27 protein-coding genes, 4 tRNA genes and 1 pseudogene are annotated in these 25,458 nt (G+C 65.3%); 10 read left to right on the plus strand and 22 right to left on the minus strand.

Going from position 1 to position 25,458, the window contains the following annotated elements:
* Positions 1 to 152 precede the first annotated feature (152 nt).
* Positions 153 to 1,646 carry a flavin-containing monooxygenase gene (locus ACGFK1_RS12000; protein WP_393428555.1) on the plus strand — a complete coding sequence of 498 codons (1,494 nt, stop codon included), beginning with the start codon at positions 153 to 155 and terminating at the stop codon, positions 1,644 to 1,646.
* On the opposite strand, the gene ACGFK1_RS12005 is transcribed toward ACGFK1_RS12000, so the two are convergent.
* The 8 genes and pseudogenes from ACGFK1_RS12005 to ACGFK1_RS12040 form a co-directional block, all read right to left on the minus strand.
* Positions 1,597 to 2,196 (minus strand): TetR/AcrR family transcriptional regulator, encoded by a 600-nt coding sequence (locus ACGFK1_RS12005; protein ID WP_393428558.1) that lies wholly within the window; start codon positions 2,194 to 2,196, stop codon positions 1,597 to 1,599. The genes ACGFK1_RS12000 and ACGFK1_RS12005 overlap by 50 nt on opposite strands.
* 67 nt (positions 2,197 to 2,263) lie before the next feature.
* A pseudogene (locus tag ACGFK1_RS12010) lies at positions 2,264 to 2,839 on the minus strand (adenylate/guanylate cyclase domain-containing protein); the annotation flags it as partial.
* 172 nt (positions 2,840 to 3,011) lie between these two features.
* Positions 3,012 to 4,313, minus strand: a complete 1,302-nt coding sequence (locus tag ACGFK1_RS12015; protein WP_393428561.1) for a sensor histidine kinase — start codon at positions 4,311 to 4,313, stop codon at positions 3,012 to 3,014.
* A complete protein-coding gene (locus tag ACGFK1_RS12020; protein ID WP_393428565.1) occupies positions 4,295 to 4,669 on the minus strand; it encodes a response regulator transcription factor in 375 nt (124 codons plus the stop codon). Before ACGFK1_RS12020 ends, ACGFK1_RS12015 begins: the two co-directional genes overlap by 19 nt.
* A gap of 65 nt (positions 4,670 to 4,734) precedes the next feature.
* Positions 4,735 to 5,406: a response regulator gene (locus tag ACGFK1_RS12025; RefSeq protein ID WP_393428567.1), complete on the minus strand. Its 672-nt coding sequence runs from the start codon at positions 5,404 to 5,406 to the stop codon at positions 4,735 to 4,737.
* Between the two features lie 127 nt (positions 5,407 to 5,533).
* Positions 5,534 to 5,607 (minus strand) — tRNA-Phe (locus ACGFK1_RS12030).
* Positions 5,608 to 5,649: 42 nt separating this feature from the next.
* Positions 5,650 to 5,726, minus strand: a tRNA-Asp gene (locus tag ACGFK1_RS12035).
* A gap of 44 nt (positions 5,727 to 5,770) precedes the next feature.
* Positions 5,771 to 5,843: transfer RNA gene (locus tag ACGFK1_RS12040), tRNA-Glu, on the minus strand.
* Between the two features lie 121 nt (positions 5,844 to 5,964).
* On the opposite strand from ACGFK1_RS12040, the gene ACGFK1_RS12045 reads away from it, so the two are divergent.
* A tRNA-Lys gene (locus ACGFK1_RS12045) sits at positions 5,965 to 6,037 on the plus strand.
* A gap of 10 nt (positions 6,038 to 6,047) precedes the next feature.
* On the opposite strand, the gene ACGFK1_RS12050 is transcribed toward ACGFK1_RS12045, so the two are convergent.
* Entirely contained in the window at positions 6,048 to 6,683 is a 636-nt protein-coding gene (locus tag ACGFK1_RS12050; RefSeq protein ID WP_393428570.1) for a TetR/AcrR family transcriptional regulator, read from the minus strand.
* Positions 6,684 to 6,759: 76 nt separating this feature from the next.
* Here ACGFK1_RS12050 and ACGFK1_RS12055 point away from each other — a divergent pair, with 76 nt between their 5' ends.
* A complete protein-coding gene (locus ACGFK1_RS12055; RefSeq protein WP_393428572.1) occupies positions 6,760 to 7,278 on the plus strand; it encodes a cupin domain-containing protein in 519 nt (172 codons plus the stop codon).
* Positions 7,279 to 7,283: 5 nt separating this feature from the next.
* Here ACGFK1_RS12055 and ACGFK1_RS12060 read toward each other — a convergent pair whose 3' ends face one another.
* From ACGFK1_RS12060 to ACGFK1_RS12070, 3 genes are read right to left on the minus strand one after another with little or no spacing between them, the layout of a single operon-like run.
* Positions 7,284 to 8,435 (minus strand): serine/threonine-protein kinase, encoded by a 1,152-nt coding sequence (locus tag ACGFK1_RS12060; protein WP_393428575.1) that lies wholly within the window; start codon positions 8,433 to 8,435, stop codon positions 7,284 to 7,286.
* Positions 8,436 to 8,475: 40 nt separating this feature from the next.
* Complete coding sequence (locus ACGFK1_RS12065; protein ID WP_393428578.1) at positions 8,476 to 8,742, minus strand: hypothetical protein; 267 nt, start codon at positions 8,740 to 8,742, stop codon at positions 8,476 to 8,478.
* 52 nt (positions 8,743 to 8,794) lie between these two features.
* A complete protein-coding gene (locus tag ACGFK1_RS12070; RefSeq protein WP_393428580.1) occupies positions 8,795 to 9,598 on the minus strand; it encodes an SPFH domain-containing protein in 804 nt (267 codons plus the stop codon).
* 55 nt (positions 9,599 to 9,653) lie between these two features.
* Between ACGFK1_RS12070 and ACGFK1_RS12075 the strand changes: the two genes are divergently transcribed.
* Entirely contained in the window at positions 9,654 to 10,010 is a 357-nt protein-coding gene (locus ACGFK1_RS12075) for a DUF2510 domain-containing protein (protein WP_393428583.1), read from the plus strand.
* Positions 10,011 to 10,014: 4 nt separating this feature from the next.
* On the opposite strand, the gene ACGFK1_RS12080 is transcribed toward ACGFK1_RS12075, so the two are convergent.
* Positions 10,015 to 11,022, minus strand: coding sequence for an oxygenase MpaB family protein (locus ACGFK1_RS12080; protein WP_393428586.1), 1,008 nt, complete (start codon positions 11,020 to 11,022; stop codon positions 10,015 to 10,017).
* 81 nt (positions 11,023 to 11,103) lie between these two features.
* Here ACGFK1_RS12080 and ACGFK1_RS12085 point away from each other — a divergent pair, with 81 nt between their 5' ends.
* Entirely contained in the window at positions 11,104 to 11,688 is a 585-nt protein-coding gene (locus ACGFK1_RS12085; protein ID WP_393428589.1) for a TetR family transcriptional regulator, read from the plus strand.
* 1 nt (position 11,689) lies between these two features.
* On the opposite strand, the gene ACGFK1_RS12090 is transcribed toward ACGFK1_RS12085, so the two are convergent.
* Positions 11,690 to 12,112: a hypothetical protein gene (locus tag ACGFK1_RS12090; protein WP_393428592.1), complete on the minus strand. Its 423-nt coding sequence runs from the start codon at positions 12,110 to 12,112 to the stop codon at positions 11,690 to 11,692.
* A 98-nt stretch (positions 12,113 to 12,210) separates the two neighbouring features.
* Positions 12,211 to 12,582 (minus strand): hypothetical protein, encoded by a 372-nt coding sequence (locus tag ACGFK1_RS12095; protein WP_393428594.1) that lies wholly within the window; start codon positions 12,580 to 12,582, stop codon positions 12,211 to 12,213.
* Positions 12,583 to 12,803: 221 nt separating this feature from the next.
* On the opposite strand from ACGFK1_RS12095, the gene ACGFK1_RS12100 reads away from it, so the two are divergent.
* The 4 genes from ACGFK1_RS12100 (at position 12,804) to phoU (ending at position 17,974) form a co-directional block, all read left to right on the plus strand.
* Positions 12,804 to 13,811 (plus strand): acyl-ACP desaturase, encoded by a 1,008-nt coding sequence (locus ACGFK1_RS12100; protein WP_393428597.1) that lies wholly within the window; start codon positions 12,804 to 12,806, stop codon positions 13,809 to 13,811.
* Positions 13,799 to 14,962, plus strand: coding sequence for a tRNA dihydrouridine synthase DusB (gene dusB / locus ACGFK1_RS12105; RefSeq protein ID WP_393430052.1), 1,164 nt, complete (start codon positions 13,799 to 13,801; stop codon positions 14,960 to 14,962). Before ACGFK1_RS12100 ends, dusB begins: the two co-directional genes overlap by 13 nt.
* A 210-nt stretch (positions 14,963 to 15,172) precedes the next feature.
* Complete coding sequence (locus ACGFK1_RS12110) at positions 15,173 to 17,203, plus strand: LCP family protein (protein ID WP_393430055.1); 2,031 nt, start codon at positions 15,173 to 15,175, stop codon at positions 17,201 to 17,203.
* 105 nt (positions 17,204 to 17,308) lie between these two features.
* A complete protein-coding gene (phoU, locus tag ACGFK1_RS12115; protein WP_393428600.1) occupies positions 17,309 to 17,974 on the plus strand; it encodes a phosphate signaling complex protein PhoU in 666 nt (221 codons plus the stop codon).
* A gap of 17 nt (positions 17,975 to 17,991) precedes the next feature.
* On the opposite strand, the gene ACGFK1_RS12120 is transcribed toward phoU, so the two are convergent.
* Complete coding sequence (locus ACGFK1_RS12120; RefSeq protein WP_393428603.1) at positions 17,992 to 18,501, minus strand: MarR family winged helix-turn-helix transcriptional regulator; 510 nt, start codon at positions 18,499 to 18,501, stop codon at positions 17,992 to 17,994.
* 79 nt (positions 18,502 to 18,580) lie between these two features.
* Between ACGFK1_RS12120 and ACGFK1_RS12125 the strand changes: the two genes are divergently transcribed.
* Positions 18,581 to 19,555, plus strand: a complete 975-nt coding sequence (locus ACGFK1_RS12125) for a zinc-binding alcohol dehydrogenase family protein (protein ID WP_393428606.1) — start codon at positions 18,581 to 18,583, stop codon at positions 19,553 to 19,555.
* A gap of 92 nt (positions 19,556 to 19,647) precedes the next feature.
* Here the strand turns inward: ACGFK1_RS12125 and pstB are convergent, their stop codons facing one another.
* The 6 genes from pstB to ACGFK1_RS12155 form a co-directional block, all read right to left on the minus strand.
* A complete protein-coding gene (gene pstB, locus ACGFK1_RS12130; protein WP_393428609.1) occupies positions 19,648 to 20,424 on the minus strand; it encodes a phosphate ABC transporter ATP-binding protein PstB in 777 nt (258 codons plus the stop codon).
* A gap of 10 nt (positions 20,425 to 20,434) precedes the next feature.
* The gene (pstA, locus tag ACGFK1_RS12135; protein WP_393428612.1) at positions 20,435 to 21,349 is read right to left on the minus strand and encodes a phosphate ABC transporter permease PstA; all 915 of its coding nucleotides are present in this window, start codon (positions 21,347 to 21,349) and stop codon (positions 20,435 to 20,437) included.
* Positions 21,346 to 22,401: a phosphate ABC transporter permease subunit PstC gene (gene pstC, locus ACGFK1_RS12140; protein WP_393428615.1), complete on the minus strand. Its 1,056-nt coding sequence runs from the start codon at positions 22,399 to 22,401 to the stop codon at positions 21,346 to 21,348. The genes pstA and pstC overlap by 4 nt, the downstream gene beginning before the upstream one ends.
* A 48-nt stretch (positions 22,402 to 22,449) precedes the next feature.
* Complete coding sequence (gene pstS, locus ACGFK1_RS12145; RefSeq protein ID WP_393428618.1) at positions 22,450 to 23,586, minus strand: phosphate ABC transporter substrate-binding protein PstS; 1,137 nt, start codon at positions 23,584 to 23,586, stop codon at positions 22,450 to 22,452.
* 100 nt (positions 23,587 to 23,686) lie between these two features.
* The gene (mshD, locus tag ACGFK1_RS12150; RefSeq protein ID WP_393428621.1) at positions 23,687 to 24,583 is read right to left on the minus strand and encodes a mycothiol synthase; all 897 of its coding nucleotides are present in this window, start codon (positions 24,581 to 24,583) and stop codon (positions 23,687 to 23,689) included.
* Positions 24,580 to 25,365, minus strand: coding sequence for a winged-helix domain-containing protein (locus tag ACGFK1_RS12155; protein WP_393428624.1), 786 nt, complete (start codon positions 25,363 to 25,365; stop codon positions 24,580 to 24,582). Before ACGFK1_RS12155 ends, mshD begins: the two co-directional genes overlap by 4 nt.
* Positions 25,366 to 25,458 lie beyond the last annotated feature (93 nt).

Genomic DNA, 25,458 nt, shown 5'->3' on the forward strand with positions numbered 1-25,458 from the left:
TCACCTCCGCTGGTGGTACTCCCTGGTACCGGCAACGGTACGTCAAGGTACCGATGTACACAAGCCCCCTTTCCACACGCGTCTAATAATGGTACCGTCTGGTACCGAACCTGGTACAAGGCTGTACCAAAGCGTGGACGAGAGGCGCATGGATGTCACGACCAGCGGAAACAACGGACGTATTGATTGTCGGCGCCGGACTATCCGGCGTCGGCGCCGCGTGCCAACTGCGCCGGCAGTGCCCCGACAAATCGGTGGTCGTGCTCGAAGCACGCGACGCCGTCGGCGGCACCTGGGACCTGTTCCGCTACCCGGGTATCCGATCGGACTCGGACATGTTCACACTCGGCTATCGGTTCTCACCGTGGACCAACCCCAAGGCGATCGCCGACGGACCGAGCATCCTGCGCTACATCTACGACACCGCGGCGGCATACGGCGTCGACCAGCTGATCCGAACCAATCACCGCGTTGTGAACGCCAGCTGGGACAGCGAGGAGGCGCGCTGGACCGTCGAAGTGCATCGCGCCGATACCGACGAACTGCTCTGGTTCAGCTGCTCGTTTCTGTACGTGTGCACCGGCTACTTCCGCTACGACGAGGGCTTCAGCCCGAAATTCCCTGGCGCCGAACGCTTTCAGGGTCCGGTGATCCACCCACAACACTGGCCGGAGGAACTCGACTACCGCGGCAAGCGGGTGGTCGTCATCGGCAGCGGGGCGACCGCGGTGACGCTGGTGCCGTCGCTGGCCGAAGAGGCCGCACACGTGACCATGTTGCAGCGCTCGCCGACGTACATCGCATCACGCCCGGCCAGTGACGCGGTCGCTGATCGCCTGCGGGCGTGGTTGCCGCCGAAACTCGCCTATGCAATCGTGCGGTGGAAGAACGCATTACAGGGGATTGCAATTTTCAATCTGAGCCGGCGCCGACCGGAGATGATGAAGTCGATGCTGCGCAGCGCGGCGGTCAAACAACTCCCCGATGGCTACGCCGTCGACACTCACTTCGCTCCCTCCTACAACCCGTGGGACCAGCGCATGTGCCTGGTGCCCGACGGCGATCTGTTCACCGCCATCCGTGACGGCCGCGCGTCGGTGGTCACCGACCACATCGACACCTTCACCGAAACCGGCATCCTGCTGCAGTCCGGTGCCGAGTTGGAGGCCGACATCGTCGTCAGTGCCACCGGCCTGAACCTGCTCGCCGTCGGCGGCATGCAACTCGAGGTCGACGGCCGCCCGGTCGATCTGTCAAAGACGGTGTCCTACAAGGGCATGATGCTGTCCGGCCTACCGAACTTCGCATGGACGATCGGCTACACGAACGCGTCGTGGACCCTCAAGGCCGACCTGGTGGCCGAGTATGTCTGCCGACTGCTCAAGCACATGGACCTCAACGGCTATGCCGCGGTGACACCCGATGCGGACGGCGCGACGGCGACCAACCCGTTCCTCGACCTGACGTCCGGATACGTCAAGCGCAGCCTCGCCGAACTACCGAAACAGGGCGATCGGGCGCCGTGGCGGCTGCATCAGAACTATGTGAAAGACATCCGGTTGCTCCGCCATGGCCCGATCGATGACGGCGTCGTGTTCACCGCGGGGTCAGCAAGGCGATCGACGCATCAACTGCTTCCTCAGTGATGTCGCCCATCCGGCCACCCTCTTCGACGGTGATCGCGGCGAGCTCACGCAGGCCGCCGAGCAGCATGATGATCCGCTGGCGCGAGACCGGACCGATGCCGGCGGCGCGGAACTCGTCGGAGCCGCCGAGCGCTTGCACCATCTCGATGAAATGTTCTGTCCCGTCACGCTGCAACCGGCGCGCGGCCGCGCCCAAAGACGGAACGTCACGAAACCAGCTCAGCATCAGGGGCGAGCGCGCCTCGCCGGAGGAGATCCACGTTTCGATCGCCTGCCGCACCTGGGTGCGCCACGGTGCGTGGGGGTCGACCGCCGCCGAGATCTGCCGAATCTGTGCGGCGTTCGCCTCGGTGAGCAGCGCGACGAAGCACGCTTCCTTGTGATCGAAGTGTTCGTAGAAGGTCCGCCGCGATGTTCGCGCCCGGCGCACGATGTCGGCGACCGTGGTACGCGTGTAGCCGTCCTCGGCGATCGACGCTTCGAGGGCCTCCAAGAGACGTTGACGGAAGTTGCCTGCGTCCCCGTCGCGCCGCCCGGCGGGTACCGTCACTCAATGCCGTTCATGTCACAGGCATCGTACTGCGATGTCAGGTTCCGGCCCGGGCAACCGGACCGGTTCGCAGCGGCGGAAAGTCGTTGACCAGATCGGGATGGCAGAGTTGCGCGACGTGCTCGGGACGCGTCAGGTCACGAAGCGGATGACAACCCAACCGTGCCAACCAAGTCTGGTCGGGAAGCGATGTGTGAACCAAATCGCTTGTGGCACCGGATAGTAGGGTCTGACCGCCATGGGCGATATCACGCAAACGCGCGGTGCGGTTGATGGTCGGCCCCATGTAGTTGCCGCGGTCGCGCAGCAGCACTTCACCCGTGTGCACGCCGATGCGCAGACGAATAGGCGCCAGGCCGGCCTGCTGTATCGCCAACGCACAGGCGACCGCATCGCCGGCGCGGCTGAACGCCACCACGAAACTGTCCCCCTCCCCTTGCGCGACAGGACGCACACCGTTGGTGAGGTAGACCAGTTGGGCAAGCACGCGGTCCAGCCTGGCCAGCGCGGCGGCCATCCGCTCCGGCTGCGTCTCCCACAACCGGGTGGAGCCTTCGATGTCTGCCAGCAGAAGGGTCACCGTGCCGGTCGGTAGGAGTTCGGCCGAGTCCATCGCGCTCAACGTGCTCGAAGTGATCGTCATGTCTGCCCCCGCAAGTTCGAAGGTCGACTCGGGTGTCCGCAAGGGGTTGCGAAACATATTGTCAACCTGTCGGTTTCGACGATGAGAACCATCCTGCTGCGCGGAAGGCCGGTTTGCTACCGTGCGCGCAACACGATTGGTGGTGGTGTCTACACCCCCGAGTGAAGTCCAGTCAGCTTCCGGTGAAGTCGACGCGGGCGGTGATGCGGGTGCCGCGCCCCGGCGCCGTGTCGACGACGAGTTGTCCGCCGATGGCCGAGAGCCGGTCTGTCATGTTGGTCAGCCCATGGCCGATCGTGGCTCGTTCGAACCCGCGTCCGGTGTCGCTGATCGAGAGGCTGAGCACCTGGCCATCGCAACGGGCTTTGATTGTGACCGTGGTGTCGGGACCGCCGTGTTTGACGGCGTTCTGCAACGCTTCGCTGCAGCAGTAATACAGCGCAGCCTCGGTCGAGGGCGGGTAGCGGCCGAGGCCGGCCAGATCCACGTGTACAGGGACCGATGCGCGCGCAGCAAGCGTCGGTAGGGCCTCGGTGAGGCCACCGCTGACCAGCAGCGGAGGGTAGATGCCGTGGGCGAGCCTGCGGATCTCGACGACGGAAGTCTCGACGAGCTCGGACGCCTCTGCCAACAGCGACTGGCATCGGTCGGGATCGGCTTTGCGCGCAAGCTGAATCAGCACCGAAAGGGACACGAGGTGTTGCTGGGCGCCGTCGTGCAGATCCCGTTCCAGGCGGCGCCGTTCTTCGTCCGCGGCGGTGATCAGCCGAGTACGGGAGGCCGCAAGTTCGGCGGCACGTTCAGCGAGTTGGCCTTCCGACGTCCGCAGGGCCGCGGCGTTGTTCCACACAATCACCATGAGATGAAACGCGTTGAACGGCAGCGCCACAACGATGAACGCGGTCTCCAGCCAGCGCGGCCCGTTTACCACCGCCTCCGGGATCGGCAAGAAGCGTGCCAGGATCACCATCACCAGAACGCACAGTGCGGTGATCACGGTGAAGGCAAGTCCACGTTGCCAGCGAATGTAGGGTTCGGCGAAGACAACTGGGACGAGGGCGACCAGCGCCATCACCGCAAGGAAGTTCGGGTTGACAAGCGTGACGAGTATGACGCTGGCCCAGTTCGTGACGCAGACAAGGCTGATCGACTGTGAATATCTGCCGAGCCGGGCCAGTCGCAGTCCCACCGCCAAGGCAACACATTGCGGGGCACCGACGGCGGCGAACAGCAACACGTAGGGCGTTCGGTACCAGAACACGAACTCCAGAAACGGCAACACGATTCCGGCGCCGGCCCACCCTGCAAGATGACCGGCGAGGAAAAGCTGATACCGCTCGGCCCTGAAACGGTTGATCAGGTCGTGGCCCAACAGAGACGACGAGCGCACCGCGGCGGTGAGCAACACCTGCGGTACGCGCCAGTGGGGCATCATTCCGCCGGTGGCGGGCTGTTTCAGTCCGCTGCTTGCCATATCCGGCTCAGCACTTCCGGGGACAGGTGCTCTTTGTGCAGATACGCAACCGCGCCGCACTCCGATGCGGCCGCGGGGAGATCGTCGAGGTCGTAGGTGGACATCAGCACGACGATCAAGTCGGGGTCCGCGGCGCGCAGTTGCCGGGTGGCTTCGATGCCGTCGATGCCCGGCATGTGAATGTCCATCAGCACGAGATCGGCGCCACCGTCGGGAATGCGGTCGACCGCGGATTCGCCGGTCTCACACTCTCCGGCCATCTCGAAATCATCGGTGGCAGCGAGCGTCGCGGCGGCCGCCCGCCGAAAACTGGTCTGGTCGTCGACGACCCAGACGCGCACGAGATCGTCCGCCACGGTGCCATCGTGCCGGGCCGATTTGCTGCCCACCATGGTGCACACACCACCTTTTTCGACGCTGGTCACGCGGGCCCGCTGTCGTTGAGGAACATCAACACGGCCTTGACTCGCCGATCAACGGCGTCGTCGCCGGTCAATTCCAGCTTGGCGAAGATCGAGTTGATGTGCTTTTCCACCGCACGCTGGGACAGCACCAGACGTTGGGCGACCGTCCGATTGGAGAACCCGGTCGCCAGTTCGCTGAGCACCTCACGTTCCCTCGGCGTCAGCCGACTCAACGTTGGGGCCGAGCGGGGCTGAGCGAGCAGCGCTTCGACCACCAGAGGGTCCAGCACCGTTCCGCCGCCAGCGACCTGGTGCACGGCCTCACTCAATTCGTCGAAGTGCGAGATCCGTTCTTTCAACAGGTAGCCCCGGCCCGACGTACCGTCCTCGAGTAATCCGGCCGCATAGCGTGGCTCGGCGTACTGCGACAACACGATCACACCCGCATCGGGATGCGCCGTGCGCATCCACCGCGCCAGCCGAATCCCTTCATCGGTCGAGGTGGGCGGCATCCGGATGTCGGTCATAACGACCGTCGGTCGGTGCTTGTCGACCAGTTCGACCGCGGAGTCGTAATCCCCGGCGGCGCCGACGACGGTCACCCCGGGATCGGTCGACAACGCGCGCTCAACACTGTCGCGCACCAGCAGCGAGTCCTCCGCAATGAGGATCGAGAGTCGATCACCCACCTCGTGCCCTCCCCCGATCGGCCATGATCAACAGTACGATCGCCGCAGCAAGCCCCCACTGTGCAAGTTTTCGAATTATCCACTGGTCAACGGGATTCGCAATAGGAGGGAAAACGTCACCTCGTCGTGGCCAGGGCCGGGATCGAACCGGCGACCTTCCGCTTTTCAGGCGGACGCTCATACCAACTGAGCTACCTGGCCGGAAGGCACCGAAACCACAAACCCAAGTGCCTCGCCAAACACTGGCGACCCTGACGGGACTTGAACCCGCGACCTCCGCCGTGACAGGGCGGCGCGCTAACCAACTGCGCCACAGGGCCTTGCTCTTCTTGCCGTGCGACTCCATCGTACGAGGCGCCGCGCGTACCCCCTACGGGATTCGAACCCGCGCTACCGCCTTGAAAGGGCGGCGTCCTAGGCCGCTAGACGAAGGGGGCCAGCCGAATCTCTCCGGGGTACTCACAACGCTGTGACGCTGGGAGCTTCGATAGCTTAGGTTATCGGGACCCCAATCCTCAAACGAGATGCTCGCAGGCACCCAGTATCCTGATCACCCAAGCCCCTATAGCTCAGTTGGTAGAGCTACGGACTTTTAATCCGCAGGTCCTAGGTTCGAGTCCTAGTGGGGGCACCGAAAGACGTCAGCTCGGCTGCAACAGGGCGGCGGCGGCCTGCTCTCGAAGCCAGTCTTCAGCCTCGTCCCACGTCCACCCAGACTCGGCGACCAGCGCGTGCCACGGTTGATGGCCGAAGTAGAACCAGAGCACGTCGGTGGCCCGCTCATCGGTCAAATAATCTCGGAGAACGCCCATTTCACGCAGGCGCGACACCGCCACAGCCAGCGCCTGTCGATAGGCGCGGTTGGAATTTTCCAGAATTTCGGTCGCGATTTCGTCGACGACGGACGCGGTGCGGTTCACCTCGATGATGTCGTGGTAGCGCTCGTTGTCGACCCGGGTGCCGTTGGCCACCACATCGATGACCTCGCGCGGCTCGCGCGCCGTGCGCACGGCGGCGAGGGTCTTCTCGACGATCGGGTCGTGGACCGCCTCGTCGATGATCGTGGCGAGGATCGCGGTCTTGCCGCCGGCGCTGGCGTAGACCGTCGGAACCGCGACGGCGGCCTCCCGCGCGATGTCGCTGACGGTGACCTTGCCGTATCCCTTCTCGACGAACAGGCGCATCGCGGCAGCCAGGATCCGCGCCCTGGTGTCGCCGGCCGCCTCAGCCCTGCGCACCGATCGGTACGACCTGGTTTCCTCTGTGCCTGACGTCACAAGCGCGCCTCTTTATAGGGTTCCTATAATGAATATTGAATCCACCTAATAATAGAGCGGAGAGGGCCGATGCTCCATGAAATCGGAGTTCAGCACCGTCTTTCACCGACTTGCCGCAACCCCACCGGGCCCGAGTTTCGACGTCTTCGGTGGCATCGTCGAGTTCCTCAGCTGGTCCGACGAGTTCTGCGTGCTGCGGGGCACCGTGCCGCCAGGGTCAGTGGTGCCGCTGCACAGTCATCCTGACGCCGAGGACTTCTTCATCCTGTCGGGCACCCAGCAGGTCCTCGTCGGTGGCGAAGACGGTCTGCAGTGGCGCGATGCTCAGGCAGGCGACTACATCCGCGTGCCAGGCGATGCGCCACATGCGCACCGCAACGTCACCGACAAGCCCGCGATCGATCTGATCGTCACCACCGCACGCCTCGGGCGGTTCTTCCAAGAAGTGGGCCGTCCCGTCACCGACGCCCTGGCGCCGCCGACACCGGAGGAAGTGGCGAACTTCATCGCAGCCTCGAAGAGATACGGCTATGTGTTGGGCACGCCCGAGCAGAACGCAGCCGTGGGAATCACCATGCCGGTGTTCAGCGGCTGATTCGCTCAGTCGCGATGTTTTTTCGGGCCCTTACCATTTCCGTGCCCCGGTGGCCCCTTCGGCGGCGGTGGTTGCTCGACCTGTACCGGTGTCGTCGTCGGTGGCGGCACGAATGACGTCGTAGGCGGAGGCGGCACCGTTGTGCTGGTGCTCGCGGGCTCCGGGACAGCGGGCCTCGACGACGAATCGACGATGAACGCGATCGCGATGACGAGAACCGCCACCACCGCCGCGGTCAGCAGCCACCAGCGCGAGCGGTGGTGTCGCGGCGTAGGCGCAGCCGCCACCATCGTCGTCGGGTCCGGCAGCGGGGCGGCCATCACCCGGGTGGTCGGCCGCGCGGGCGGGCCTACCCTGCCGGCCAACGCCGCGCGCATCTCCTCAGCGTTCGAGAACCGCCACGCCGGATCGAGCGCCATCGCCCGTCCGATCGCGGCCGCCAAGGCCGGGTCTGCATCGGGAAGCAGCGCGGTGACCGGCGCCAGCGCCCCCTCCAAGATGGCCCGGGCCAGCTCGCCGATGTTCTGCTGGGGGAAGGCCCGACGCCCGGTCAGTGCTTCGTAACCCACTACGCCGACCGCGTACAGATCGTCCGCGACGGACGCAGGCCTGCCTGCGATCCGGTCCGGGCTCAGGTACGCCATGGTGCCCACGATCTGGCCCGTCATCGTGTGCACGCTGCCGGGGCTCTTGGCCACCCCGAAATCGGCCACCTTCACGTGACCAGACACCGAGAACAAGATGTTCGCCGGTTTGATGTCGCGGTGCAGAATGCCTGCCGCGTGTGCGGCGGCCAGCGCGGAAAGCACGTCGTCGAGGATCGCTCGCACCTGCGGCTGCGGGAGAGGCCCATGCGCGATCACGTCGGCCAGCGTCTGCCCGGACAGCCGCTCCATGACGATGTAGGGCGTTCCGGCGTGCTCGCCGCTGTCGTGAACGGACACGATGTGCGGGTGGCTGAGCGCCGCGGCCGCGCGCGCTTCGGTCTGGAAGCGAAGCAGGTTGTCGGGCGCTTCGATCAAGATCGGATGCAGCAGTTTGACGGCGACCGGTCGGTCAAGCCGAATATCCCAGCCGTCGCGGACTTCTGCCATGCCGCCGCGCCCTAGAACGCCCCGAAGTTCGTAGCGACCGCCAAGCACCTCAGGCGCCTGCATGAGTAAAAGCTAGCCGGTCGACGTCGGCGTCAAACAATCGCTAGGTCGTAGCGTGCGGCGCGGGGACCGTGATCGGCGCGGGCGTCGCGATCAACTCGACCGCATTCGCGAGTCCCTCGGCGATCGCCTCGATGACGTGGATGCCCATCGTGAACGGCGTGGCCAGCACCGACAGGGGTGACGGCGGCGGGACATAGGCGCCCGTCACGGTGGTCGCGGACGCGGGCGCTGGCGCGGACAACCCGATGGCCACCGCGGCGATCAACGCCACCACTGCACAGCCAAGAGAGCGGATCGCACGCAACACAGATGAATCGTGCCCCATAAATCGCGTCAGGCATAGCGGAAAACGCCGAATGTCACCGGGCAGGCACGGTTGGTACCGCCGTGGTGTTCGGCCAGCAGCCCAGCGGGCTGATGTGCGCCTCCCGTGCGGCATCCAGGCACTTGCTCACCAATACGTTGGGATCGTTGGACACCGACGCGGCGAGGATCTCGTTCGCCTTGGCCTCGGCCGCAGCGGTCTTGGCCCGCTGCTCGGCCACCCGGGTGTTGGCTTTCTCGACGTTGAGCGCATTGATCCGGCTCTGGGTGGCCTCGTCGTAATTGACGAGCGGCACAATCACATTGATGATTTCGATCTGCCCGCCCATCTTGGGCGCGAGCGGGTCGAATGCGGCGAACACTTCGTTCAGTGCGGCCCTCAGTTCGCGGGTGACCAGGTTTTCGCGGACATTGTCGAAGTCGCGGTAGTCGAGGAACAGCTCGTCGGCGGCCGCGGGCTGGATGCGCCACCGCACGCTGTTGTCGACGACCGCCGTCGAATTGTTGCCAAGTCGGACCGTGGTGCCGGCATCTCCGGTGTGGTTGTCGATCTGGATGGTGCCGTTCATCTCGGTCACCGACTGCCATGGCGCCTTGGCGTGCAGGCCGTTGGGCAGTGTGCCGCCGGGGCGGCCGAACGTCGTGACCACGCCGATGTTGCGCGTCGAAACGATCGTCGTCGAGCCAAGTATCAACACGAAGACCAACAAGCCGCCGGACACCATGGCGACCCGCGTCGCCCGGGTCCGGCCCGTCTCGATACTCGATGTGACCCGCACCAGCAGAGCGATCACGGTGACTATCACGAGCAACAGCGCAGCGAACACTTGCCAAGGCACCTGGGCATCCCTTTCGAAGGCGGGAAACGTCCGTCGAATCGTATGATCAAAGTCGATGGGCTACCGGCAATCTCACAGGTCGTTTCCGCGACGGCACCCACTGCTGACCAGTGCCGGACTGCTGGTGGCGCTGTGGTGCCTGTACAGCGGGTGGTACGCGCCACTCGCGGTAACGGCGGTGGTGAGCCTTCTGATTCTTGTCGCGCGCCGCAGGCGGGCCCTCGCCGTGCGCGACGCCGGATTGCGGGCCCGTGCCGATTTCGAGCACCGACTCAACATGGCCGGTGACCCTCGGGGCATCTTCGGCCGGTTCCCGCCCGTGCAGCCGGGTTGGTTCCCCGATCCGCAAAACGGTTCACGGATGCGCTATTTCGACGGCGCGCTGTGGACGCCGTACGCACGCCGGCGCTGAGGCGTCAGACCTTCGGGCAGTAATGCATCCCGTTGTCGCGATGCTCGACCGGCGGCAGATTGCGCGCGGGCGTGTGCACCAACGGCGCGTCGGCGGGGCAGCGCCCCGTGGCGCGGTCCCAGCCCGCACGCGCACGGGGATGGAAGCGGCGCCGTGTGGGCAACAGCTTGAACGTCCGGTTCACCAACCTGCCGAACAACATGTGCAGCCGTTCATCCCTGGCCGACCAGGTGTAGCCCATCAGCTCGCGAACCGGTTGGTCGTACAGGCCGACAGTGACCCACACCGCGAAAGGCCCGAGCACTTTGAGCTGAAGGTGCCATAGCCAGTCTGGAATCCATTGCAGCGAAGGGTGTTTGGGCATCGTCGAGAGGTTGAGCACCTCGCGTGCGGCGAAGTTGTTCTCCAATACGTTGCGACACATGTGATCCCAGTAGACCTGGAAGTCTTCCCAGCTCTTGGGAACTGGCCGCATGCTCACCCCGTACATGCTGTACCAGGCGATGTGTTCGTCGAACAACTGTCGCTTCTGGGCCTCGGTCAGACCGTCTCCGAACCGTTCGGCAGTCAGGATGGTGCCCATGAAGAACGTCGAATGTGCCCAGTAGAAGACCTCGGGGTTCAGGGCGCTGTAGCGACGCCCCTGATCGTCGACGCCCTTGATGCCGATGTGGTAATCCCGCACCTCGGCACCTGTCTGCGGGGACCGGTCGCCGTCGAAGACGACGCCGCCGATCGGGTACAGCGAACGAAGCAGTCGAGGCATGCGTTCGGTGAAGAAGATGGAGTGTTGTTCGACCGCCGCGCCGAGCTGCGGGTGCATGTTCTGCATCGAGCCTGCCCACGGGCCCTGCAGCAGGCCGCGCCAGTCGCCGAACAGTTGCCAGGTCAATGAGGCGGGGCCAAGTGCTGTCGGCACGGCGTCGTAGCCGCCGTCGGTGACCGGGCAGCCCGGCGCGACAGAGGAGGACCCGGTGGTCTCCGGGCACACCTCAGACGTATCTTGAGTCACTGGTGAACTTCCGCTCGGAGTCAGAACGCGCATGCGGGAATTCTGACTACGGGTGTTGTCACCGCGAGTGTAGGGAGTGATGTGGCTTCGGGTCAACGACGGGGCCGATGGTCGGGCGTTCCGCTGCAGGATCGCCAGGGGCTGCGGCGCGACGAGCTGATCGCGGCCGGTGTCGAGCTACTTGGCAGCGAAGCGGGGCCCGGCTTGACGGTGCGAGCGGTCTGCCGGGCGGCCGGGTTGACCGAGCGCTATTTCTACGAAAGCTTCGCCGACCGCGACGAATTCGTCCGTGCCGTCTACGACGATGTGTGCGCGCGGGCGATGTCGACGCTGATGACCGCCGAAACCGCGCGTGACGCCGTCGAGCGCTTTGTCGCGCTGATGGTCGACGACCCGTCGCGGGGCCGGGTGCTGTTGCTCGCCCCCGGAGTGGAACCAGTGCTGGCCCGCTCAGGCGCGGAATGGATGCCGAGTTTCATCGACCTGCTCCAGCACAAGCTGACCCGGATCACCGATCCCGCCGTGCAGGCGATGGTGGCCACGGGCCTGATCGGCGCGCTGACCGCGTTGTTCATCGCCTACTTGAACGGCAGGCTGGCGGCCACCCGCGAGCAGTTCATCGACCACTGCGTCGACATGCTGCTCAACCGGGTGTCCAGCTACTGACCTACTCGTCGGGGGTGCTGACCTCTTCGAGCGACTGCTGCTCTTCGGCGGCGGCCTGGTCAGCGGCGGCCTTGGCCTCGCGGCCCTCCGGGCTCGCCAGCGAGGCGCCGGGGTTGTTGGCGGTGGCGTATCCACCGTTGCAGTTCAAGTAGAACTGCACCTGGCTGTCGTAGTGTGCGCCGTCATTGGCAGAGACGAACGGTGCGGTCTGCGAACGGGTGACCAAGCACTCGTCCTGCGCCAGCTTGTCGCCGACGCGGCCGGCGACCACCACAGTCTGGCCCGCATCGCTGGCGGCCGAGGAGGCGTCGGCGTAGGTCTGACCCGCGTAGTCGTCCGCCGCGGCGACTGGAGTGCCGAACAGCGCCATCAATGCAGACGCGGCCACCGCCGAGCCGGCCGAAAGAACGAGGGACTTCTTCACTGAGTCCAACCTCCGAAATGTCGTAAAACTGCCTGGAAAGATGATGGTCGGAGTGTATTGCGTGGTATGCATCACCGCTACCGATCGCGCAGTCCAGGTCAGCCGACTTGTTGAGCGGTGATCGCCTGGCGGCCCGCGGGACTGGCGGCGGAGTTGCCGGGGATTCCTGGACCCGCGATCGCGGCGTTACAGCTCAGTGCCACCAACACCTGACTCGGCCCCGATGCCTGCCGGGGTTGATCGACGCTCGGCTTGCCCCATGCGTTGGTGACAATGCATTTGTCGATGTCCGCGGACCCGCCGGTGCGCGTCGCGATGACGACCGCCGAGCCTTGGCTCTGGATGGTGTTCTTGGCGTCCCGAAATGACTGGCCCACCACATCCGGCACCGCGCCCGCGACACCCGCGCCGACGGAAATGGTTGCTGCCGCCCCGAGGGCAGCGCTTAATGAAACAGTGAGGGTCCTCATCTGAGCCCGACCTCCGAGTCGTCAGTGTGGCTGCGGCAGGAAAGCGGGCTCCCCCAAATGCCCGGCCTGATAGTACCGCGACGGCTGACAACCTATGAGGCAGATGTGACACTCCCGCGCGGCAACTTGAATGTCACCGGAGGACACAGATATATTGAGTGCAACCAACAGGTACAGATAACTGGGATGGAGCTTCCCGGCCGCGAGGAGGACGAAAACCCATGGCGCAAGATCTGACCGATCTTCAGCTGCTGCACGAGCTCGAGCCCGTCGTCGAGAAAAACCTCAATCGGCACTTGACGATGCGCAAGGACTGGAATCCGCACGACTACATCCCATGGTCGGACGGCAAGAATTTCTACGCCCTCGGTGGCAAGGACTGGGACCCGGAGGAGTCCAAACTCTCCGAGGTCGCCCAGGTTGCCATGCTGACCAACCTGCTGACCGAGGACAACCTGCCCGCCTATCACCGCGAGATCGCGATGAACTTCTCGATGGACGGCCCATGGGGCTTCTGGGTCAACCGCTGGACTGCCGAGGAGAACCGGCACGGCATCGCGCTGCGCGACTATCTCGTCGTCACCCGCGCCGTCGATCCTGTCGAGCTGGAGCAGCTGCGGCTCGAACAGGTCACCCGCGGCTTCTCCCCCGGCCAGAACCAGCAGCTGGAGGGCAACGCCGAGCTGTTCGCCGAGAGCCTTTTCGACTCCGTCATCTATGTGACGTTCCAGGAACTGGCGACGCGCGTCTCGCACCGCAACACCGGCAAGGCGTGCAACGAAACCGTCGCCGATCAACTGCTGCAACGGGTTTCGGCCGACGAGAACCTGCACATGATCTTCTACCGGGACGTGTCGGCCGCCGGGTTCGACATCGCGCCGAACCAGGCGATGCACTCGCTGCACAAAGTGCTGAAGAACTTCAAGATGCCGGGCTACACGATTCCCGACTTCCGGCGTAAGGCTGTCACCATCGCGTCTGGTGGCGTCTACGACCCGCGCATCCATCTCGATGACGTCGTGATGCCGGTGCTGAAGAAGTGGCGCATCTTCGAACGCGAAGACTTCACCGGCGAGGCGGCGCGCCAGCGCGACGAACTGGGCAAGCTCGTCGAGGAACTCGAGGACGCCTGCGTGAAGTTCGAGGTCGCCAAGCAGCGCAGGCTCGAGCGGCTGGCGCAGATGGCCGAGAAGAAGGCTGCGAAGGAGCTCGCGGCATCAGCGTCGTAACCGACCAGCGGCCCGCGCTCCGGATCGGGCCGATCGAACTGCGGAGCCCCGTTGTATTGGCCCCGATGGCCGGTGTGACAAATGTCGCATTCCGGACGTTGTGCCGTGAGCTCGAGTTGGCTCGCGCCGGCACCGTCAGCGGACTGTACGTGTGCGAGATGGTCACCGCGCGTGCGCTTGTCGAGCGACATCCGGTGACCATGCACATGACGACATTCGCGCCCGACGAGACGCCGCGCTCGCTGCAGCTGTACACCGTCGATCCGGACCACACCTTCGCCGCCGCGAAAATGGTCGCCGACGAGGGGCTGGCTGACCACATCGACATGAACTTCGGCTGCCCGGTGCCCAAAGTCACCCGGCGCGGAGGCGGTGCGGCACTGCCGTTCAAGCGGCGGCTGTTCGGCCGCATCGTGGCGGCGGCCGTGCGGGCGACACAGGGCACGGGCATCCCGGTCACCGTGAAGTTCCGCATCGGCATCGACGATGACCACCACACTCATCTGGACGCAGGCCGGATCGCCGCGGAAGAAGGTGCGGCGGCCGTGGCGCTGCACGCGCGCACCGCTGCGCAGCGCTACTCCGGCACCGCGGATTGGGAGCAGATCGGGCTGCTCAAGCAGCACGTCACGACGGTTCCGGTGCTGGGCAACGGCGACATCTTCGACGCCGACGACGCGCTGGCGATGATGTCCGCCACCGGATGCGACGGAGTGGTCATCGGTCGCGGCTGCCTCGGCAGGCCGTGGCTGTTCGCGGAGCTCTCCGCGGCGTTCACCGGCACCACCCCGGCCACGCCGCCGACCCTCGGCGAGGTCGCCACCATCATGCGGCGGCACGGACAACTGCTCGCCGAGCATTTCGGCGAGGACAAGGGCATGCGGGACATGCGTAAGCACATCGCCTGGTACCTGCACGGCTTCCCGGCCGGCGCGGACCTGCGACGGGCCTTGGCACTGGTCGAGACGCTTTCCGAGCTGGACACGCTGCTGGACCAGCTGAACGGGGACGTGCCATTCCCGCAAGCCGCTACGGGCCCTCGGGGCAGGCAGGGATCGCCGGCGTCAGTGGCGCTTCCCGACGGCTGGCTGGCCGATCCGGACGATTGCACAGTCCCCGCCGGCGCCGAGGTTATGCATTCCGGAGGCTAAACCGAGACGATCTCGGTACCTCCGGTGGACTGGCCGTTCAACGGGGTGTCTCAGTACGATGAGGATCTTGTCGTACCCGGGCTCCAACGGCGGAGCCCGCAGAGTGTTGATACGCGACCGGAAAGCAGACCGAAAGCAGGCGAAACGCACTGCATACGCCCACGCGCACCGCGGCGCGCGATGGTCCAGAACTCGGAGGCCACCAGAGACATGAGTGACGGCAAGAACGCCACTCCTGGGTCCTCCAGCGTTGGATCCAATCGATGGCTTACCCGAACTGCGCCGCCGCCGCCAGGCGCCGCGCCATGGGAGCGCAGCCCGATTTCTGACTCCGGGGAGATCGAGAAGAACGGGAAGAACGGATCGGCGGGCAACCACACCGATGGCGTCACCGTCGCCGACCTGATTGCCAAGGTGCACGGCGCCGCGAGCGTGCCCGAGGAATTGCGGCGGCCGCGACAGGCACCCGAGCCCGAACCCGCGCCGAAAGCCCCGCCCACCGAGATCATCCCTCCGGTCGTCGACGACCTGCCGGATCCGGACACCGAGGTCATTCCGACCGTGGCCGGGTACGCCTCTGAGGTGCCGGATTTGGCGGCACTGCGCGCCCATGACAGGGTGCAGCCGTCGCGCGTCGGCACCGGACGCGGCAGCAGCCCACCCACGCCCGTTCGGCGCCGTTTCAGGAAGACGGCGGTTGCAGGACGTGCCGCCGCCGCCCTGATCGCGGTGACCGCATTGGCCCTCACCGGCGGCGCCTGGCAGTGGCAGTCGTCGAAGAACAACATGCTCAACAAGGTCTCCGCGCTCGACCTCAATTCGCGCGACATCGTCGATCCCAACGCGCAGTTCGGTGACGAGAACTTCTTGATCGTCGGGGTGGACAGCCGCATCGGCGAGAACAGCGACATGGGCGCCGGCAGCACCGAAGACGCGGCCGGTGCGCGGTCCGACACGATCATGCTGGTGAACATCCCGGCCGACCGCAAACGCGTTGTCGCCGTGTCGTTTCCACGGGATCTCGAGATCACACCGACGAAGTGCGAGCATTGGGATCCCGACACCGGCCAATACGGACCCGTCACCGACACCGAGTCCGAGATGTACGGACAAGACCAGGTCTACACCGAGACGAAGATCAACTCCGCGTACGCGGTCGGCGGCCCCAAATGTCTGGTGAAGGTGGTCCAGAAGCTGTCCGGGTTGTCGGTGAACCGGTTCATGGCAGTCGATTTCGCCGGCTTCGCGAAGATGGTGGACGCGATCGGCGGCGTTGAGGTGTGCAGCACCACCCCGCTCGAGGACTACGAGTTGGGCACAGTGCTCGCCAACGCCGGCCGCCAGGTCGTGGACGGCCACACCGCGCTGAACTATGTTCGCGCCCGGCAGGTCACCACCGAGACGAACGGCGACTACGGCCGAATCAAGCGCCAGCAGTTGTTCCTGTCGTCGCTGCTGCGGTCGCTGATTTCCAAGGAAGTGTTCTTCTCGCTGTCCAAGCTCAACAACGTCGTCAACATGTTCATCGACGACAGTTACGTCGACAACATCAAGACCAAAGACCTGGTCGACCTCGGCCAGTCGATCCAGGGTGTGAACGCGGGACGGATCACCTTCGTCACCGTGCCGACGGTCGGCTATCCCGACGAGTACGGCAACGAGATACCGCGCACCGACGACATGCGGGCACTGTTCGACGCGATCATCAACGACGATCCGCTGCCCGAGGAGAAGAACCCGGACAACACCCCGGTGCCCGGCACGCCGGAGTCGCAGACCAACGCACCCGAAGCAAGTCGCGCGCCGGCCCCTGAGACCGCCGAGCTGGTGAGCGCGGTGACCACCAATCCGCAGGACATCACCGTGCGGGTGTCGAACTCGACCGGCGAGAACGGGCTGGCGGCCACCGCGGCGACCGAACTGCAGTCGCACGGCTTCAACGTGACGAGTCCCGACGACTACCCCGGGCCGCTGGCATCGACGACGGTGTTCTTCTCGCCGGGCAACGAGCAGGCGGCGGCGACCGTCGCATCGTCGTTCGCCAACCCGACCATCGAACGGGTGTCCGGCATGGGTGACGTGGTGCGGGTGGTGTTGGGAAGCGACTTCTCGTCGGTGACGCCACCGTCGCCAAGTGGCTCGCCGGTGCAGGTTCACGTCGTGAAGGGGGCCAGTGCGCCACCGACGCACCTGCCGGAGGACCTGACGGTCACCAACGCCGCCGACACGACGTGTGAATAACGCGGTGATCGCGCCGCCGGTACCGCCATTTCGGCAGGTGGCATTCACCTTTCGTTCACCGTCTGCGTCGTGACGTTTCGCCGACACACGCCGTAGGCTTGGCGCATGCGAACCGCCTACCACGTCCAACTGGATGCCCTCACAGCCCAACTCGGTGAGATGTGCGGATTGGCCGGTGCTGCGATGGAACGCGCCACCCAGGCACTGCTGCAGGCCGATCTGGTGCTGGCCGAACAGGTCATCACCGACCACGAGCAGATCGCGGCGATGAGCGCCAAGGCGGAGGAGAGCGCGTTCGTGCTGTTGGCGCTGCAGGCCCCGGTCGCGGGTGATCTGCGGGCGATCGTCAGCTCGATCCAGATCGTCGCCGATGTCGACCGGATGGGTGCGCTGGCGCTGCACGTCGCCAAGATCGCCCGGCGTCGTCATCCACAGCATGCACTGCCGGAAGAAGTCAACGGGTACTTCGCCGAAATGGGCCGGGTGGCAGTCGAATTGGGCAACAGCGCCCAAGAGGTGCTGCTCACCCGCGACCCGGAAAAGGCCGCGCGAATCCGTGACGAAGACGATGCGATGGATGATCTGCACCGGCATCTGTTCACCGTCCTGATGGACCGCGAATGGCGGCACGGGGTGGCCGCTGCCGTCGACGTGACCTTGCTTGGCCGGTTCTACGAGCGATTCGCCGACCACGCCGTCGAGATCGCTCGCCGCGTCATCTTCCAGGTCACCGGCAATCTCCCCGACGAAGAAGAGATCCCCGCACGCTGAGTTGGTCGGCGGCCTGATCAATTCGCCCCTGGCACGATCCGCACGCCGACCTTCTGCGCGGCAAGGAAATCGCTGAGGACGCGAGACAGTACGGACAACTCTGCGTTGCTGTAGCGGGACAGGAAGTCGACGATCCCGCGCTTCATCTCGGCGTGCAACTTCTCGTGCGCATCCGCGACGATCTTGCCGTCCGCCGTCAGGCGCAGCGTGACCTCCTTGCGGTTGCCAGGAATCGGAACCCGTTCGACCAGGCCGGCCTCGACCAGTCGTTGGACATGCTTGGAAACCGTGCCTTTCAGTTGACCGGCGCGTGCGGCAAGGCCCACGACACTGACCGGGCCCTCGGCGATGTGCGCGAGCAGATGCATACCGAGCGTCGGCAACCCGCGAACAACGCCCGCGAGACGCTTGGGGATGTGCTCGACCACGTAATCGCGTTCCGGGTCACCCTCTTCGGCGTCGAACTTGTCGCCAACCGCGCCGATCAAGGCGTTGATCTGGTCGACGAGTTCCGCCTTGGTTTTCATGGAAACCATCTTGCCATCGACATCGGAGTGTGCATATAGTTTCTTGCGAAACCATATTGCGGGAAACTAGGGAGAGATCATGAAAGCAGCGGTCGTCGAGAAGTGGGGGCAACCGCCCTTGTACACCGACTTCACCGATCCCGCGCCCGGGGAGGACGCCGTGGTCGTCACCGTCGAAGCGTCCGCCCTGACGAACCTGACTCGTGCCCTGATGATGGGAAACCACTACGCCAGCAGGGAGATTCAGCTACCCGCAGTGGCGGGTGTCGACGGTGTCGCCCGACTGGAAGACGGGCGGTTGGTCTACACCGGTGCCATGGCCCCATTCGGGATGATGGCAGAGCGGGCGCTTGTCGATCCGCGCGGGGCAACACCGCTGCCCGATGACGTCGATCCCGTGACGGCCGCGGCCATCCCGAATCCCGGACTATCGGCCTGGATGTCGTTAGACTACGCCGCGTCGGTCAAACCGGGGGCGCATGTGCTGGTCCTCGGCGCGACGGGAGTGACCGGATCGGTGGCAGTGCAGTTGGCAAAGTCGGTGTTCGGCGCGCGGCGCGTGGTCGCGGCGGGCCGAAACCGCGAGCGGTTGAAGTGGTTACGCGGCCTCGGCGCCGACGACGTCATCGCTCTCGGCGCAGAGGATCTGACCGCCCGCGTCTCGGCCGCCCACGCCGAGCAACCGTTCGATGCCGTCCTCGACTATCTGTGGGGCGAGCCCGCAGAGCAGACCTTGACGGCGCTGGCCGCCAGCCATCCCGCCTCGCACTTCCATGCCACCCGCTTCGTTCAGATCGGGTCAATGGCAGGCCCAACCATGCACCTGTCTGCGGGAGTCCTGCGGGGCAACGGCATCACGCTGTGCGGGGTGGGTTTGGGCAGCGTGCCCGCCGAGGTGTTCAGCACTGCCCGCGAAAAGGCACTGCCCCGCCTGCTCGCGATGGTCGCAGATGGCGAACTGCGCATCCAGACCGCACAACGACCGCTCGCCGAGGTGGCCGACGCCTGGTCCGGGTCCGAATCGTCAGGCGTCCGGGTGGTGTTGACGCCTTAGCGCCGCTCTCCTCCCCCGCACGAGCAGACGCAAAACTGCCCCTTTTGCGCCCTGAGAATAGGCAACTTTGCGTCTGCTCGCGCCAGGAGAGGTCAGCCGAAGCGGCCGGAGATGTAGTCCTCCGTCGCCTTTTCGTTGGGGTTGGAAAAGATCTTCTCGGTGTCGTCGATCTCGATCAGCCTGCCGGGTTTGCCCGTTGCTTCCAGGTTGAAGAACGCAGTCTGGTCGCTCACCCGGGCGGCCTGCTGCATGTTGTGGGTGACGATCACGATGGTGAAGTCCTGCTTGAGTTCGGCGATGAGGTCCTCGATCGCAAGCGTCGAGATGGGGTCGAGCGCAGAACACGGCTCGTCCATCAGCAACACGTCGGGCTGCACCGCGATAGCGCGGGCGATGCACAGCCGCTGCTGCTGACCACCGGACAACCCGCCGCCCGGCCTGTCGAGCCGATCCTTGACCTCGTTCCACAGGTTGGCGCCCCGAAGCGATCGCTCGCATACATCGTCGAGCGTCTTCTTGTTGCGAAGTCCCTGCAACTTCAGGCCGGCCACCACGTTGTCGCGAATCGACATGGTGGGAAAAGGGTTCGGTCGCTGGAACACCATGCCGATGGTCTTGCGGACACCGACCGGGTCGACGCCTGGGCCGTAGATGTCCTCACCGTCGAGCAACACCGAGCCCTCGACGCGGGCGCCGGGGATCACCTCGTGCATGCGGTTCAGTGTCCGCAGCACCGTCGACTTGCCGCAGCCCGAGGGCCCGATGAACGCCGTCACGCTGCGGGGCTGTACGGACAGTGCCACATCGGCGACGGCGTGGAAGGAGCCGTAGTAGATGTTGACGTCTTTGAGGTCCAGCCGCTTGGCCACTTCGCGCTCCTTAAACCTTCTTGGGGGCGAAGACCCTCGCGACGAATCGCGCCCCGATGTTGAGTATGGCGATCAACAGGATCAACGTCAGTGCCGCGCCCCAGAGCCGGTCGGTGGGCACGGGGTTGGCCCCCGCACCCGCCGAAATCTGGTCGTACATCATGCCCGGCAGCGATCCCATGAAGCCGCTGAAGATGTCGAAATTCATTGCCTGTGCATAACCCACCAGGATCAGCAGCGGAGCGGTCTCCCCCATCACGCGGGCCAACGCGAGCATGATGCCGGTGATGATGCCGGACAGCGCGGTGGGAATCACGATGCGCACGATGGTTTTCCACTTCGGCACGCCCAGTGCGTAACTCGCCTCGCGAAGGTCCATCGGAACGATGCGCAGCATCTCCTCGGTGGCGCGCACGATCACCGGGATCATCAACAACACCAAGGAAAGTGACACCGCGAAGCCAGACCGCTGGAAGCCGAGCGTGGCGACCCACAACGCGTAGATGAACAGTGCGGCCACGATCGACGGCACACCGGTGAGGATGTCCACCATGAACGTCGTGACCTTGCCGAGGCGGGTGCCACCACCGTATTCGACAAGAAAAACGGCGACCATGATCCCGATCGGGATGGAAATGGCCGCGCACACGAGGCCCTGCAGCAGGGTGCCGACGACTGCGTGGTAGACGCCGCCGCCCGCCTGGAAAGCCGTCATCCCGGCCTGGGAATGGGTGAACCAAACAGGCGAGCTGAGCGCCTTGAAGCCCTTGATGATCACCGAATACAGCACCCACAGCAGCGGCACCAATGCGATGACCAACGACGCGGTGACGAGCACGGTGGCAAGCTTGTTGGCAACCTTACGGCGCAGGCTGACACCACCGAATGTGGTGACCTTGACCGGGCGGTCCAGTGTTGAGGTCACTTCGCCCCCCTTCCGGCGACCGCGGCGCGTGCCGCCGAGTTCACCACGAACGTCAGGATGAACAGCACCAGGCCGGCGGCGATGTACGCACCCGCCTTGTACTGGTCGTTGAATTCGCTTGCCGTGGCAGCGATCTTGCTTGCGAATGTGTAGCCGCCGTCGAACAGCGACCAACTGAACGCTTTTTGCGTGCCGCGCAGCACAATCAACAGCGCGATGGTCTCACCCAACGCGCGGCCGAGGCCAAGCATCGCACCGCTGACGTAACCGGATAGGCCGAATGGCAGCACCGTGGTGCGTACCACTTCCCAGCGGGTAGCGCCCAACGCGAGTGCGGCCTCGATCTGGCCGCGTGGTGTCTGGACGAACACCTCCCGCGTCACCGCGGTGATGATCGGCAGGATCATCACCGCCAACACGATGCCCGCCGTGAAGATCGTGCCGCCGCCCGCCACCGAGGCGTTACCGGTCTTGAACAGGAAGAGCCAGCCGAGATTCTCGTTGAGCCACAACGCGAATGGCTTGAGCACCGGTGCCAGTACGTACAACCCCCACACGCCGTACACGATCGAGGGCACCGCGGCGAGCAGGTCCACCATGTAGGCCAGCGGGCCCGACAGCCGCCGTGGCGCGTAATGGGTGAGAAAGATCGCGATGCCCAGTGCGACCGGCATGGCGAGGATCAGCGCGAAAACCGAGACGAAAACCGTCACTTGGAGCAGGTCGAGGATGCCGAAGTGCATCGCCGACGTGTCGGTGGTGATCCAGTTCCCGCCGTAGAGGAAGAAGTTCTCCTTGTTGCGGGCAAGCGCGGGAATCGCCCGCCACAACAAGAAGAACCCGATCGCCGCGATGATGACGACGATCAGGACTCCGGCACCCTCAGCGAGGACGCGGAAGATCCTGTCTCCCAACCGGACCATTGCACCCTTCGAGGGGTCAGTGGGAATGGGTGCCGACTCCGGGAAGGGTGAAGCGATTACTTCACCCGAGCCCGCCTCGGCTGGGTTAGGCAGCCCGCCAGCTTCCGTCACATCAAGCCTATCGGTCATTGGTCCCGGCACCCATCCTCACCGCTTGTGTGCTGTCGCGCAGGGCAACTATGCGATTGCGTTGACGGACTTGAGCAGGCGCTCCTTGAAGGAATCCGGCAGCGGCACGTAACCGGCAGGCGACAGGTTGGCCTGCCCCTGGTTGGCGGAAACCGTGAGGAACGACTTCACCGCGGCGGCGGTGTCGGCGTCATAGCCCTTGCTGCACACGATTTCGTAGGTGGCCAGCATCAACGGGTAGACGCCCGCCTCCTTGGTCGCATACAGCGCGTTGAGGTCCAGCGTCAGATCGTTGCCCGTGCCCTTGATCTTCGCCGCAGCGACCGCGGCCTTGGTGGAGTCGTCGTTGAGGGCGACCGCGCCGGCCCCGCTGTCGATCTCGGCGGTCTTCAGGTTGGCGGCCGCTGCCGGGCTCTTCTCGACGTAGCCGATGGAGCCGGGCGTGGCCTGAATGGCCTGCACGACGCCGGAGGACTTCTGCGCGCCCTCGCCCGCGCCGCCCTGGAACTCCTTGCCCGCGCCCTTGGTCCACGCCTGCGGCGCGGCGGCGGCCAGATACCGCTGGAAATTGTCGGTGGTGCCTGACGAATCCGAACGATAGACGGGCTTGATGTCGGTGTTCGGCAGGTTGGTGCCGCTGTTCAGCGCCGCAATGGCCGGGTCGTTCCACTTGGTGATCTGGCCCTGGAAGATCTTGGCGAGCACCTCACCGTTGACGACGAGCTTGTCGACGCCGTCGATGTTGTAGGCCATTGCCACCGGACCGAACACCAGCGGCAGGTTCCACGCTTCGTTGCCGCCGCAGCGCTGCGCCGCCTTCGGCTTTTGGTCGTCGCTCAGCGCCGAGTCCGACCCGGCGAAGTCGACCTGCTTTGCGATGAACTGGTCGACGCCCGCGCCGGAGCCGGTGGGGTTGTAGGCGAGGGTCTTGCCGGAGCAGACCTGGCCCCACACCTTGTTGAACTCCGCAATCGCGTTCTGCTGAGCCGTCGAACCCTCAGCGGTGACCGAGTTCTTGCCCGCACAGTCGGCCGACGCGGACGCGGTGCCGGTGCCCGTGCCCGACGCGCTGGTGGCAGGCGCCGACGCGTTGTTGTCGCTGCCGCAGGCGGTCAGCGTCAGCGCGGCGATCGCCGTCGCGGACAGGCCGGTGCCAAGCGCGTTGCCAATGCTGTTGAGCTTCACTGATCCCACTTTCGGTTGACGACTTTGAACTCTTCGGCAACGTATGCGCCCGTAGTAGACGGCTCTCAGATGGAACATGAACGACGGGTGAACAGGTCGGCTAGATCACAGGTGGCGCTGCGTATGCCGCATCGACGCTGTAGACCTCGAAGCCAAGGCGTTCATACGTGTTCACCGCAGCGGAGTTATCTGCCTCCACGTAAAGCATCACGGTCGGTTGTTCACTCTGCGACAACCGCTCGGCAAGGTGATGCAGTCCCGCCAGTGTGAGCGCGGCACCGACGCCGCGGCCTTGTGCCGCCGGATCAACACCCACGACATACACCTCGCCGAGATCGGCGTTGTGCCGCTTCGTCCAGTGGAAGCCGACCAGCTTGTCGTGGGGGGAGTCACGGGAGTCGAAAGCCATGAACAGGCCCGCGGGGTCGAACCACGGCTCGGCGCGGCGCTCGGCGATCTCGGCTTCCGTCCAGCCGCCCTGTTCCGGATGCCAGGCGAACGCGGCGTTGTTCACGCGCAACAACTCGGCGTCGTCGGCCGGACCGGAGTACGTGGTGATCCGCACTCCGTCGGGCGTGCGGATCGGCGGCAAATCAGTAAGCGGTCTGCGCATCTGCAACAGCTCACGCGCGACGACGAGGCCGACCGCGGCGGCCGTCGCCCGCGCGGGTTCCAGGTTGCCGTGCGCCCAGATTCGAGCGTCTGCGCCGCCCGCGGACAGACCGGCGCGCATCATCTCCGAGCCGATGCCGCGGCGCCTGGCCCCGGGATGGACCACCAACTCCGCCATCGGTGGCTCGACGGTCAGGTTCAGATACCCCACCAGTTGACCTGCGTCCACGGCGAGCAGATGCCGAGTGCGGTCGTGCGCCAACTCACGCAACACTTGATCACCAACGGGCGCAACCCTATCCGCTTTTGTTGCCGCCGCGATCAGTTCGCGGATGTCTTCCTGCTCGTCACTGGAAAGGCTTGCGCGCCAACGGATTTCGGTCACTGACTATGCAACGGGTCGACCAGCGCGTCAGGCAGGCTGTCCGGCGCCTCGTAACCGCCCGCCTCGTCGACCATGTCGTCGGAAACCTCCGACCCCGTCGTGGCCGGTCTGCCGCGGGCGGGTCGGACCGCCTTGTAACCGACGTTGCGCACGGTGCCGATCAACGATTCGTATTCAGTGCCCAGCTTTGCGCGCAGCCGCCGAACGTGGACGTCCACGGTGCGGGTGCCGCCGAAGAAGTCGTAGCCCCACACTTCTTGAAGCAGTTGCGCGCGGGTGAACACACGCCCGGCGTGCTGAGCCAGATACTTCAACAGCTCGAATTCCTTGTAGGTGAGGTCGAGCGGTCTGCCGCGTAGGCGGGCGGTGTAGGTGCCCTCGTCGATGACCAACTCGCCGAGGCTGATCTTGCCGACGTTTTCCTGGTTGGCGACGCCGCCCCGACGTCCGACCAGCAGACGCAGTCGGGCGTCGATCTCGGCAGGGCCTGTGCTCGGCAGCAGGATCTCGTCCAGACCCCATTCGACGTTCACGGCGACGAGGCCGCCCTCGTTGACGACGGCCACCACGGGCACCGACGTACCCGTCGACCCCAGCAGCCGGCACAGGCCGCGGGCCGCCGCGAGGTCGGTGCGTGCGTCGACGATGGCCACATCCGCGGTGCCCGCCTCGAGCAGCGAGGACACCTCCGTCGGCGCGGTGCGCACGTTGTGCGCGAGCAACGCCAACGAGGGCAGCACGGATTCAGGATGGGGGTCGACGGTCAGTAGCAATAGATCCAACTGGCCCTCCAGCAGCCATAGGGACCTCGCCCGGACAACGATGTCGGTGGTGACTTCCCAGATTCACGCATGACACACGGCCGTTACCCGGCC

It is taken from the genome of Mycobacterium sp. NPDC048908, assembly GCF_043197955.1.
GTDB lineage: Bacteria > Actinomycetota > Actinomycetes > Mycobacteriales > Mycobacteriaceae > Mycobacterium.